At 69.2% G+C, this 11,647-nt stretch carries 9 protein-coding genes; 5 read left to right on the plus strand and 4 right to left on the minus strand.

Annotation, left to right across the window (positions count from 1 at the left end; all coding sequences use genetic code 11):
• Window positions 1-9: 9 nt before the first annotated feature.
• The 4 genes from AC1DB8_RS06695 to AC1DB8_RS06710 all read right to left on the minus strand — a co-directional run bounded on the left by AC1DB8_RS06695 (window position 10) and on the right by AC1DB8_RS06710 (window position 6,566).
• Entirely contained in the window at window positions 10-2,739 is a 2,730-nt protein-coding gene (locus AC1DB8_RS06695) for a helix-turn-helix transcriptional regulator (RefSeq protein WP_476892545.1), read from the minus strand.
• A gap of 289 nt (window positions 2,740-3,028) precedes the next feature.
• Complete coding sequence (locus AC1DB8_RS06700) at window positions 3,029-3,661, minus strand: GNAT family N-acetyltransferase (RefSeq protein WP_441418741.1); 633 nt, start codon at window positions 3,659-3,661, stop codon at window positions 3,029-3,031.
• Between the two features lie 186 nt (window positions 3,662-3,847).
• A complete protein-coding gene (gene malQ, locus AC1DB8_RS06705; RefSeq protein ID WP_476892546.1) occupies window positions 3,848-6,019 on the minus strand; it encodes a 4-alpha-glucanotransferase in 2,172 nt (723 codons plus the stop codon).
• Between the two features lie 7 nt (window positions 6,020-6,026).
• Window positions 6,027-6,566: a hemerythrin domain-containing protein gene (locus AC1DB8_RS06710; protein ID WP_476892547.1), complete on the minus strand. Its 540-nt coding sequence runs from the start codon at window positions 6,564-6,566 to the stop codon at window positions 6,027-6,029.
• Between the two features lie 178 nt (window positions 6,567-6,744).
• On the opposite strand from AC1DB8_RS06710, the gene AC1DB8_RS06715 reads away from it, so the two are divergent.
• From AC1DB8_RS06715 to AC1DB8_RS06735, 5 genes are all read left to right on the plus strand, one after another.
• Window positions 6,745-7,098 (plus strand): TraR/DksA family transcriptional regulator, encoded by a 354-nt coding sequence (locus AC1DB8_RS06715; RefSeq protein WP_441418738.1) that lies wholly within the window; start codon window positions 6,745-6,747, stop codon window positions 7,096-7,098.
• Window positions 7,099-7,122: 24 nt separating this feature from the next.
• The gene (locus tag AC1DB8_RS06720; RefSeq protein WP_476892548.1) at window positions 7,123-7,923 is read left to right on the plus strand and encodes a M50 family metallopeptidase; all 801 of its coding nucleotides are present in this window, start codon (window positions 7,123-7,125) and stop codon (window positions 7,921-7,923) included.
• 99 nt (window positions 7,924-8,022) lie between these two features.
• Entirely contained in the window at window positions 8,023-9,090 is a 1,068-nt protein-coding gene (locus tag AC1DB8_RS06725) for a glutathione S-transferase family protein (protein ID WP_476892549.1), read from the plus strand.
• Between the two features lie 47 nt (window positions 9,091-9,137).
• On the plus strand, window positions 9,138-10,298 hold the full coding sequence (locus AC1DB8_RS06730) for a serine hydrolase domain-containing protein (RefSeq protein ID WP_476892550.1): 1,161 nt from the start codon (window positions 9,138-9,140) through the stop codon (window positions 10,296-10,298).
• Between the two features lie 49 nt (window positions 10,299-10,347).
• The gene (locus AC1DB8_RS06735) at window positions 10,348-11,556 is read left to right on the plus strand and encodes an FUSC family protein (protein WP_476892551.1); all 1,209 of its coding nucleotides are present in this window, start codon (window positions 10,348-10,350) and stop codon (window positions 11,554-11,556) included.
• Window positions 11,557-11,647: the final 91 nt, after the last annotated feature.

Below are 11,647 nucleotides of genomic sequence, written 5' to 3' on the forward strand. Positions count from 1 at the left end.
GCCGGCCCCCTAGGCAAAGGTCATCTTCAGGTCGGCACGGCTGGAGACCTGAAGCTTTCCGTAGATCTGGTAAAGATGCCCCTCCACCGTCCGCACGGAAATGCACATTTTCGCGGCGATGGCCTTGTTGCTCTCACCCGCGGCCGCCCGCTGGGCTACCTCCTGTTCGCGCGCTGTGAGCGTCGGTCCGTCCTCCTCCGCCGGGAGGACGCCCATTTTCTGGACACTGCTGCTGATCCGGTGTCTGGCTGCCCGGGCCGCGGCCCGGTCCCCCGCCGCGTCGGCAACCTTCTGGGCCTCCCTGGCGGCGTCCCTGGCGAACAGGTCATCACCCATCCGGGCGGCGGCTTCAGCGGCCTCCAGCAGCACGGCGCTGTCGTGTTCCACAATGCCCGTTCCGAACAGGTGAGTGACGTCCGCGAACTGACCCTGGACGGCAGCTGACGCCGCGACCAGCCGGGGGGCAGCGCCCCGGCAGCCTTGGCGCACGGCAGCGCAGAGGAAGAGCAGTTCAGGGAGTTTCGCGCCGCGTCGGCGTTCCTCCTCGGCGCGTTGCAGCAGTCGCACGCCCGCCTTTTCTTTAGACGCCAGCTCGGCAGAGGCGAGCACCTGAAACAGCGAACGCACGCTCAAGGAGAGCTGAGAGGGGCAACGTCCGTCCAGCTCCACAGAGCGCAGATACTGGAGGGCTTTGTCGTTTTCCCTGAGCAAGGCGTAGCAGTAAGCGATCGTGGCACTGGCCAAAGCCTGCGCTCCGGACGTATCCAGCTGCCCCAGCTGACTATGTGCCGGCAACAGCCTTTCCAGCGCACGCTCCGCCCGGCCGCAGTACGCGTCAAGAGCCCCCTGGGCGAGTTGGTCCAATGCGACGGCGGCGACGGCGGCGATCCCGTCGCCGAACCGTCCCGCATCGGGGCTATGGCAAAGCTGGGGATCTGAGGCCGTCCCGAGGAAGACGCTTAACAGTGCCTGCTCCGCTGACCTGGCATTGACCGCCGCCAGCTCCTCCGCGGTGAAACGCATCTGCATGTCGTGGACAAGGGCCCGGGCCTCCGCATGGCGTCCCACAATCGTCCAGGCTTGCCATAGGAGCGTGGCAGCATGCACCTTATTGCCTTGGGTCGCGCATGCGGGATAGAGCCGGCTCAGCGCATCCGTCGCCTGCCGGTATCTGCCCTCGCCGAGGTCCAGTTCGGCCCTGGCCAGGGCGACGTCCTCCCGCAGCGCGGCGATACCGGCCGCGTCCTGGACAGAGGCGGCAGCGGCTCCGTTCAGCCTGGCTTCCACCCGGTCCAACGCGGCGCGGGCTTCCGGTCCGCGGCCTGGACGGGATGCGAGGACGGAACTGCGCACCAGCATCGCCTCAACCCAACAGCCCAGCGCAAGGTCCATGGCGTCAAGGGCATCCGGCGACAAGAGCTGTTCGGCCTTTGCTGCGTCCCCCAAGGCTGCGTACGCCCGGCCCTGTTGGGCCAAAGCGGTGCCGCGTTCCTTCGGAGCCAGGAGCTCCACGAACCTCAGGGCCTGCTGCGGCTGACCTGCGAGATTGGCCAGCCGGGCAGCATGCCTGGCCTCCTGAGGGGACAAGGCCTCCCCACAGTCGAGGGCCCACCGGGCCAGCTCCAGGGTTTCCGTGGCCGACCTGTCAGTTGCTCGTTGGGTCTGTGCAGCGAGCCGTCGCAGCGTCCGGCTGCGGCCGTGGGGGACGCGTTGGCGGATCGCGCGCTCCGCCAACGGGTTCGAGAGTCGGACAAGGGGCCGCCGGTCGGTTGCCAGGTCGAGGCAGCCCCGCCGGGTGAGGGAGTCGAGGGCTTCGGCGCTGCACAGGCGCAGGAGGGTGTTCAATGGCATTCCGCCGCTGAGCGCCAGCAGCTCAAGGACCTGTTGCTCGGCCTCGGACTCCGGGTTGGCCCAGGCGCTGACGGCGTCCCGGGAGCATGCGCCGTACACGAATGTGCGGTTGGTCAGCACCCAGACGCCGGCGTCCTCAATGAAGGTGCCGGCGTCAATCTGATCGCGCAGGATCAGTTCGAGCACCCGCGGATTGCCGCGGCTGGCTCTCCAGAAAGCCACTGCTGCGGCAGTTGAGACCTCGGCGGCGCAGAAGCTGCGCAGCCACTGGCTTGCCTCGGCGAGGCTGAAAGCGCCCACGTCTGTCCGACCGATGAGCCTGTCCTTCCACAGCGACACCAAGTCGCCCGGAGCCGCCAGCAGATCCTCTCCCGTGGCCAGCAGGCGAACGGTTCCATGGACGGTCAGTCGGTTGATGACGAGCGCGGCGAGCTCGTCCAGGCCTTCGGTGTTGTCCACAAACAGCACGATGTTGCGCCCCTTTGCCCGGTCCCGCAGCAACTGGGCAAGTCCGGCCACCACCTTTAGCGGATGTTCAGCGCATCCTTCGTCGAGGTCGTTGAGCAGCGATCCCAAGGCGCCATAGGGCGTCGACGCCGAGGTGGAACTGCCATTTACTTGCACCACAAGGTAACTGTCGTCCAGCCGCTCCAGCGCCTGGCGGGCCAGAAAGGTCTTGCCCACTCCCGGCGCCCCGACTACCACCGCGCCGCAGGAGCCGCCGGGTGAGCCGCGGCCGGTCAGGGAGCCCAGGATGTCCTCGACCAGGTCCTGCCGGCACCATGCGGGACGGGAAATCTGTTTAACCCCGTCCGGGGCATCGGAATCACGATTTTTAGGGTTGCCTGCGGCAACAGAAATTAAGACGGCAGCATTTGAATCGAACATGAGGCGAGACCTTCGTATTCAGTTGGAGACCCAGTAGCCCCAACCTACGAACGGCGCTGCGCAGGTACACGAGTAACGTGTACTCGATTTACCTGCCCCGGTCCTGATGGCGGACGGCAACGGTACTCAACCTCTTGGATCTACTACCTACCCGTCTCGTGACCGCCCTTCGGCGACGCCGCAAGTACCGTCACGCCTCTATCTCTGGCGCGCGGGGAGGAGGTGCCGGACATGGTGCTCCAGAATCTCGCCGGAGCCGTGAGCAAAGCGAGCGTCCCCCGGCCCGGACCTAGACGGCGAGCAGCCCGGCGGGCCTCTGCCCGGACAGGGAAGCCAGCGCGCGGGGACGCAGCTCCGGCCACTCCTCGGTCAGCAGCGACAGGATGACGAAGTCGCGCCAGACGCCGTCGGCGTTGCGGGAGGACCGGCGCCGGGTGCCTTCGGCAGTGAAGCCGAACCGGGCCAGCGAGGCCAGCGACCGCTGATTGCGGCTGTCCACGTCGCATTCAACCCGTCCAGCCCCGCAGGAGAACAACCAGTCGAGCAGGGTGATCTTCACCTCGTGGTTCACCTTCGCTCCCCAGAGGTCCGGGTCCAGCACGGTCCGGCCGATCTTCACGCGCTCCGTCCTCTCGTCGTGTTCGGTGATGCCGGTGGTTCCGACGAAACGGGACTGTCCCAGCGGGAGCTGCTGGTACACCGAAAACACCTGCAGCCCCGCGAAACGGCGGTCCACGAACGCCGACAATTCGGCCTCACCCGCGGGCCGGGCCTCACTGTCACTAAAGCCTTGGGACCAGATCTCGTCGCGGGCCAGAAGGCGCGCCAGCGGCTCGACGTCGAGCGGTGTGAATGGTGCCAGGACGAACCTGCCGGTGGCCGTCTGAAGGGTCGGCAGGGTGTCGGGAAGGAGCAGCGCCATTGCGGCCTTTCTGGTGCGCGGTGAAGCGTGGGGAGTGGGTCGGCGGAAGCCGTATGTGTCCGCAAATTTTCGGCGGCAAGAGAAATTATCACCCCGATGCCGCAGTCCGCAACGACACGCTGGCCGCGGCTGTGCGGCAGCCCATCCGCAGCCGGTTCAGCCAGCTGCCGGCCGGCCACGAACGACTTATCCGCGGGGGTGGAGGGCCTGCTGGACCGTGCCGAGGAGCGAACGGAACCTTGCGTCCTGAGGCAGTTCCTCGATCAGCACGACGCCTTCCGGCCCGGCCAGTGGTATCCGCCAGTTGGGGTACTCCGTGCTGGTGCCGGGCTGGTTCTGCGTGCGGGTCTCCCCCACGGCGTCGACCAGCGCCACACCGAGCAACGACGACGGCGTGAGGGCGGTGAACGCGTACAGCGCCTCCACCGTGGCCTGCTCCCCGGCCTCCGCCGCTGCCGGCAGCAGCCCGCGCTCCCGGACGAGCTCCAGCACGGCTTCCTGCTCTGCGGCGTCGGCGGCGCGTTCTTCCGCGACCGGGCGCCGCAGCAGCCCGAGCGACTCGCGGAGCGTCACGTGCGCGCCGGCCAGGTAGCCTGCGGTAGGAGGCAGGTCGTGCGTGTTGACACTGGTGAGGCACTGCTGCCGGTAGCGTTCCGGCGCCAGCGGCCCGTCGCCGTCGTGCTCGAACCACAGGATCGAGGTGCCGAGGATGCCCCGTTCGGCCAGGTAGTCCCGGACCCAGGGTTCGAAAACGCCGAGGTCCTCGCCGATCACCACTGCCCCCGCGCGTTGGGCCTCGAGGGCCAGGATGCCGATCAGCGCTTCGTGGTCGTAGTACACGTACGTGCCCCCGCCCGGCCCGGCGCCCTCCGGGATCCACCAGAGGCGGAACAGGCCCAGGACATGGTCAACCCGGATCCCGCCGGCGTGGCGCAGCACGGTCCGCAGCATGTCCCGGTAGGGGGCGTAGCCGGCCTCGGCGAGCCGCCCCGGGTGCCACGGCGGCTGGGTCCAGTTCTGGCCCTGCTGGTTGAACATGTCCGGAGGCGCGCCAACCGTCACGCCGTGCGCGAGGACGCCGGACAGGGTCCAGGCGTCGGCGCCGCCGAGCTTCACCCCGACCGCAAGATCATGCACGACGCCGATGTCCATGCCGGCCCGCCGCGCGGCGTCCTGCGCCGATTCCAGTTGCTGGTCGCAAATCCACTGCAGCCAGCGGTGGAATTCGATCCGGTCCGCGAGCGCGGTCCGTTGGGCGGCGCAGTACCCGGTGTCCGGGGAGGCAGCGGCGTCCGCCCACTCGGGCGCCGAGGGGTCGAGGCTCTCTGCCAGGGCGCACCACAGCGCGAAGTCGTCGAGCCCCTGGCCCTGGTCCCGGCAGAAGTCGCTGAACCGGCGTGAACGGAAGGGTCCCCGCCGGACGCGGAACACCCGCTCAAGCACCGCCAGCTTTGCCTCGTAGCTGGAGTTGCGGTCCAGCAGGGACGCCTCCCGGTTGGCGGCCCGCAGGCGGGTAGCGAGGCTGTCCGCCTCGGCCAGCGCACCGGGCTCCAAGTAGGCGTATTCCGGGATATCCTCCACCCGGATGTACAGCGGGTTGAAGAAGCGCCGGGTGGCCGGCAGGTACGGCGAGTCCTCCACCGGCGGCCGGGGCTCCGCGGCGTGCAGCGGGTTGACCAGGATGAACCCCGCCCCTTCCGCCCCGGCAACGGCGGCCAGATCGGCCAGGTCCGCGAAGTCGCCGATCCCCCAGGAACGCGCTGATCGCACGGAGTAGAGCTGGGCCGTGAGTCCCCAGTTGCGGCGTGCCGCCAGGGCTGCAGTGGTCCGCAGCCGCCCCGGAGTGACCACCAGCGGGCACTCCGCCGCGGTGCCGGCCGCGTCCGCCTGGATGGTGTGCCAGCCGATCGCCAGCCCCTCCGGGATGGCGAAACTCGCGCGCCCGGTCAGGACGCCGTCGACCTCTTTTGGCTCCTCCCAGTTCTCCAGCTGCCGGACCTCGTGCCGGGCGCCATCCTCGGCGACGACCCGGACATTGACGTCGGTCCCGTGCGGGACGTGGACATCGAAGGATGCCGCTGCTCCCTCCCGCGCCACCACGACCGGCGGCAAGAACCGGCGCCAGGGGGCCAGCTCGGCTGCCTCCAGCGATCGCTTGATCTCCCCCGGACCGGCGGAGGCAACGCCCAGGGCGGTGAGGACCCGGCGAAGGGTGTCCGCGGCAACGGAGCGCTCCACCCCGTCCCAGCCCCAATAGGAGGTTCCCACCCCGTGGGCCGCTGCCAGTTCGCGCAGCAGCGCGTCGGCGTCGTCTGCCGTGGCGGGGTGGTGGTCAGCCGGTTCCGTGCCGTCCCTCATGGGCGCGTCAGCCGTTGTCCGGGCGCGCCGGCGGTTCGGCACCGTGGGCGGCATGGATGTGGGCCTCCCCCACCAGCTCGTGCAGGCCGGCGACGGAGGCGGCGAGGCTGAGACCGGGCGATTCGACAATGAACGGCATCAGCAGCCGGTTTTCTTTCTCCAGGTGCAGGGCGAAGACCTGTCCGATCGTGCCGGCGGCGACGGCGGCGTCCACTCCCTGGGCGGCGCGGAGGCGCTCCACGAGGCCGACTATCGCCTTGTGTTCGGCGAGCATCCCTGCCACCAGCAGCCGTCCCTCCGGCATAGCCCCCGGTCCGCCGTACAGCGGGCCCTCCTCGGCAAGCGCATGCGGGACCAGTTCGGTCTCGCACCATTCGACCAGCACCTCGTGGGCCTCGTGCTCGGCTCCGGTGTCGCGGGACTTCACCGCATGGGTCAGGGCGGCAATCAGCGCCTCGAGCCGTTTGAGCATCCCCGCATGGTGCGTCTCCACGGCTGCGAGCGCCTCGGCTTCTTCCTCGGGTTTCTTGGGAACCGGCGTGTCCATGGCGTCTCCCTGGCTGGGCGGAACTCGGGTCCTGCTGAATCTGATCCAACTGTACGGCCGGCCCGGTTCCCGCGAACAGGCCTTTCGGCCCCGCATGCCGCCCGGACCTGCCGGCAGGGTCGGGGCGTTTTGGGGCGGTTTCGACGCTTCCCGGCCGGCCGCGCTAGCCTTGCACCCTATGATCGACGTCGAACGGTTCCGGATCCTCCTCAGCCAGGAGCGCGAGCGGAAGCTTGCCCTGTTGCCCGCCCTGCGCAGGGACATCACGTCGGTGAATGCCGCCCGGCAGGATTCCAACGTCGACGACGAACACGATCCGGAGGGGGCGACGATCGCTTTCGAACTCTCCCAGGCCTCCGCGCTGCTGGAACAAAGCAGGGCCGGGCTCGCACAGATTGAAGCTGCGCTGGTCCGGATCGACGCAGGTAGCTACGGCATCTGCGAGGTGTGCGGCGGCCCGATTGCCGAGGGCCGGCTTGAGGCCAGGCCGTGGACGCCCTACTGCATCCGGCACAGCGCCGGCCCGGCATAACAGCGAAGGCGTAACAGTCCCCCCATGAGCATTGAGTCAACTGCCCTCGCCACCGACGACCTGGCCGGAACGTGGTGGCACCGCATTGTGGACGGGTTCAGCCACGCGCCCGCACCGGTGGTGACCGGAACCGAACTCCTGCTGGTGGTCGCCGTCGCCGTCGCACTCTCCCTGCCGCGCGCCAGCTGGCGGTACTTTGGGCTGCTCGCCACCGTGACGCACGAGCTGGGCCATGCCTTCGCCGCACTCATGACCGGCCAGCGGCTTGGCGGCATCAGGCTGAGCCTGGACCATTCCGGCACGACCACGAGCTACAGCCGCCGGCCCTTGGCCGCCGCCTGGTCGACATTCTGGGGCTATCCGGTCCCCGCCGTCGTCGGCGCCGCGATGGTTTGGTCAGGCTTCAACGGCTGGGGGCCGGCGGCGATGTCGGTCGGCACCCTCGTGTTGCTGCTTTCCTTCCTCTTCCTGCGCAACGGCGTCGGTGTACTGATCACGGCCGCGGCGGTCCTCGCCGCAGTGCTGCTGGTCCTCGTTGTCCCCGCGGTGTTTATTGGCCACGTGATGATCGGCCTGGGGCTGGCACTGCTGGTGGCTGCCGTCCGGGACCTGGGCAAGCTGGTGGCGGTGCATTCGCGGCACCGGAACCGGCTGTCGACGTCGGACGCGTACCTGCTTGCCCGCTCCACGCCCTTGCCGGCGTTTGTCTGGATCGGGCTGTTCGGCGTCGTGGTGGCGGCGGCCTGGTGGGTGGCATGGCAGCCGATGGCGCCGGTCGTCGCCGGCCAGTTCGGCCTCGTGGCCCAGGCTGCCCGGCTGGGCTGATCTGCTGGGCTGATCTGCTGGGCTGCCCGGCTGGGCTGACCGGGGCCGGTGCGGCTGGTCAGGTGCGTCCGGCTGGCCTGCTGCGCATAGGCTGGGAGCATGAGTGAGACAACCACGAAATCGGACCAGGCCTTCAGCACGCGGGGCGCCTATGTCACCGGCGGTGCGGAGTTCAACCGGGACACCAACTACATCGAGGACCGGGTCACCCGCGACGGCGCGCCCGGGGCCAACGGGGAGCCCGGCTGGCCCGTCGAACCCGGCCGTTACCGGCTGGTCGCGGCGCGCGCCTGCCCGTGGGCGAACCGGACCGTGATCGTGCGGCGCCTCCTCGGCCTCGAAGACGTGATCTCTCTCGGCCAGCCAGGCCCCACCCACGATGCACGCTCCTGGACCTTCGATCTGGATCCCGGCGGCAAGGACCCGGTCCTGGGCATTGAGCGGATCCAGGAGGCCTACTTCCGCCGTTTCCCGGACTATCCCCGCGGCATCACGGTCCCGGCGATCGTCGATGTGCCCAGCGGCGCAGTGGTCACCAACAACTTCCCGCAGATCACCCTGGACTTCTCCACCGAGTGGACGGAATTCCACCGCGACGGCGCCCCGGATCTTTACCCCGAAGCCCTCCGGGAGGAGATCGACGCCGTCAACAAGCGGGTCTTCACCGAGGTCAACAACGGCGTCTACCGCTGCGGTTTTGCCGGCTCCCAGGACGCCTACGACGCGGCCTACGACCGGCTTTGGACGGCGCTGGACTGGCTGGAAGAACGGCTCACCGGGCAGCGGTACCTGGTGGGCGACACGATCACCGAGGCGGACGTCCGGCTGTTCACCACGCTGGCACGCTTCGACGCCGTCTACCACGGGCACTTCAAGTGCAATCGCCAGAAGCTCAGCGAAATGCCGGCGCTGTGGGCCTACGCCCGGGACCTGTTCCAGACCCCCGGCTTCGGTGATACGACCGACTTCGTGCAGATCAAGCAGCACTATTACATCGTCCACGAGGACATCAACCCCACCGGGATCGTCCCGAAGGGTCCGGAACTGGGCAACTGGCTCTCGGAGCACGGCCGCGAGGCCCTCGGCGGCCGCCCCTTCGGCAACGGCACGCCGCCGGGTCCCGTCCGGGCCGGCGAAGAGGTTACCGCCGGACACGGCGCGGGCTAGGCACCGGCCGCGGCGGGCGGTGCAGACGGCGGCGCTAGGGTGGGGCAATGGAACTTTCCACCCAGCCACACTCCGGACCGGCGGCCGGACCCCAGCTGTCCGTCGGGACCGCCGCCCCGGCGTTTGCGACCGTCCGTGAACTCTTCGACACATTCCTGGCAGAGGATCCTGAGTACAGTGCCCAGTTAGCGGTGTACCGCGGCGGCGTCAAGGTACTGGAGCTCAGCGGCGGTCCCGGGCTGGGCCCGGGCGACATCACAGGTACCTACTCGTGTTCCAAGGGGGCGGCAGCCTTCGTCATCGCCCTGCTGGTACAGGACGGGCTGCTGGACCTGGACGCGGCCGTGGCGTCCTACTGGCCCGAGTTCGCCGCGCACGGCAAGGACCGGCTCACCGTCCGCCAGGTACTCTCCCACCAGGCGGGCCTGCCGGGCATCGCCGGCGGCTTCGCGCTCGAGGAGTTCCCCACGCCGGAAGCCGCCCGCCGTCTGGCCGCAGCCGCCCCGCTGTGGCGCCCGGGACGCACCTTCGGCTATCACGCGCTGACCATCGGCATCCTGATGGAGGAACTGTGCAGGAGGGTCGCCGGAGCCCCGTTGCAGGAACTCTTTGACGGGCGCCTCCGCCGTCCCTTCGACATCGATTTCTTCCTGGGCCTGCCCGCCGAGGAGGAAGAGCGCTTCCGCGAGGTGTTGTACACCGAGGACCCCGATGGCTGGCTGGACCCGCTCAGTCTGGCGGGACTGAACAGCAACGCGCCGGTCAGCGGCATCATGGAGCTGCCCAACCACCGCGTCATCCGCGCAGGCGGCATGAGCAGCGCCGGAGGGATAGGCTCCGCGGAAGGACTCGCCCGGCTCTACGCCGCAGCCACCACCGGAGTCGACGGCGGTCCGGGCTTCCTGGCGCCCCGGACCATCGGACTGATGGCGGAGGAGCAGGTGTGGGGCCTTGACCGTTCCTCCGGACAGGACAACGCCTTCGGCGTGGTCTTCATGAAGCCGCACCCGGGGCGGGACTTCGGCAGCCACCTCGCTTTCGGCCACGAGGGCGCCAACGCGGCCCTGGGCTTCGCCGATCCCGGCTACGGAATCGGCTTCGGCTACGTGCCCAGGCGCAGCGAGGAAGGACGCACCAACGGAAAGGCCCAACGACTCTCGGCCGCGGTGCGGAAGGCCTGCGCGTCGACCCCGCTGGCATCCCCGTAGGGGTTCGTCCAGTTGTAGCAGCAACGCCGCGGCCCTAGGGTGAGCCGGGATGGCAAATGCAAAAGAACACGACGACGGCGGCACCCACCCCTCCTGGGCCCGCAGGCTCGCGCGCACCGTGGCCGGGAGCGTCTCTGCCGCCCTGCTGTGGCCCCGGCTGCAACTGGCCACGAAGGCGGCCATCGCGGCGGGCGTCGCGTTCTTCATCGCCCCGTTTATGCCCGGCTCCGCGGCTGACTACCCGTACTACGCGCCCCTGGGCGCCCTGGTCGCGATGTACGAAAACGTCTCCGGCTCCATGCGCCAGGGAGTCCAGACGCTGGTGGGCCTGGCCCTCGGCATCGGGCTCGCCTTTGCGCTGTTCAGCTTGGGAAACCCGACGCCGCTGTCGGTCGCGATCATGATGGGACTCGGCGTCATCCTCGCCGGCCTGCCGAAGATCGGTTCCGGCAGCGACTGGATCCCGACGGCGGCGCTGCTGGTGCTGCTGGTCGGCGGCCACAACCCGGACAAGTTCTCGTTCGGCTATCTCTTCCAAATGGGCGTCGGCGTCAGCGTCGGCATCGTGGTGAACCTGCTCGTCTTCCCGCCGCTGCACTTCAAAGCCGCCGCCCTCAGCCTGGCCGAGCTGCGGCTGGCCCTGGCCCAACAGCTCTGGGATATGGGCAAGGCGCTCCGCGAGAACTGGCCGCCGGAACACGAGGACTGGTCCCGCCGCTCCGAGGCGCTCGCGGGGCGCGCCCGCTCCGTGCGCGCTGCCGTGCAGAAAGCCGACGCAAGCCGGCAAGCCAATCCCCGCCGCCGGCTGCACCCGCGGGACGTCGAGGAGGACTACCGCAACCTGCGTGACCTGGAGCGGCTGACCTTCCATATCCAGGACGTCACCCAGGTACTCTCGGACGTCATCTGGGCCAAAGACACCCCCTTCGTGATTCCGGACGGGTATGCCGAGCCGCTCGCCGAAGCCATGACCATGGCGGGCGACGTGCTCCGGGCTGCGGAGGAGGAGGAACCGCAGCGGCAGGCCGAACTCGTCGAGGAGGCTGACGCGGCGGTCAAGACCTTCACCGCGCGAGTCGCCGCCGACGACCAGTCCGCCGGCGCCCCGAGCGCCGTCGAGTCAATCCTGCTGAGCCTGCACCGGATGCTGCGGGTAGTGAAGTCGGGTAACGCTGATTCCGGCGCCCCCAAGTCCAGTGACGCGAAGTCCAGCGACAGACATCGGGAACCGGACGCCTCCTCCGCCGGCACCAGCTAGCCGAACGGCACAGCCGCGGTCCCCGCCAGAACGACGACGGCGGCCGCCCCCGAATAGTCGGAGACGGCCGCCGTCGTTGTTTGGTGGCGCG

This window comes from Arthrobacter sp. 10N410 (genome assembly GCF_056394945.1).